We start from the raw sequence: 415 nt of genomic DNA, 5'->3' as shown, positions 1-415 counted from the left end.
GAGGGCGAGGGGGTCGCTGGCGCAGATGATGCCGGTGACGCCGCGTTCCAGGAGGCGGGTGGCGGCCGCCTGTCCGCCCTCCAGGGAGAACATGGCCCGTTCCACGTGCGCGTCGGGCAGGGCGGCGTTCGCCGCCTCGGCGGCCTGCCGCGCGGCGGCGAGCTTGCGGCGCGAGGGAATGTGGTCGGAGGGGCCGAGCACCAGGCCGATGCGCTCGTGGCCCAGCGACGCCAGGTGCCGCCAGGACTGTCCCACGGCGACGGCGTCGTCGCAGGCGACGCAGGGGAAGCCGAGATCGGGGATGGAGGCGTTGACGAGCACCACGGGGATGTTGCGCTCGGCGAGCAGCCGGTAGTGGTCGTGCGGGGCGTCCGCCTGCGCGAACAGACCCCCGGCGAAGACGACTCCCGAGACC

General features: G+C 74.5%; 1 protein-coding gene. It reads right to left on the bottom strand.

What is annotated here, in order from left to right:
* The coding region (locus tag IE94_RS0134520) for a substrate-binding domain-containing protein (RefSeq protein WP_030192537.1) at positions 1-415 on the bottom strand (415 nt) is incomplete at both ends.

Origin of the sequence: Streptomyces violaceorubidus, from assembly GCF_000717995.1 — a bacterium.
In the GTDB taxonomy this organism is placed as follows: Bacteria; Actinomycetota; Actinomycetes; order Streptomycetales; family Streptomycetaceae; genus Streptomyces; species Streptomyces violaceorubidus.
Note: the sequence above shows the minus strand (reverse complement) of the source record. Positions and strands in the feature narration are given on the sequence as shown.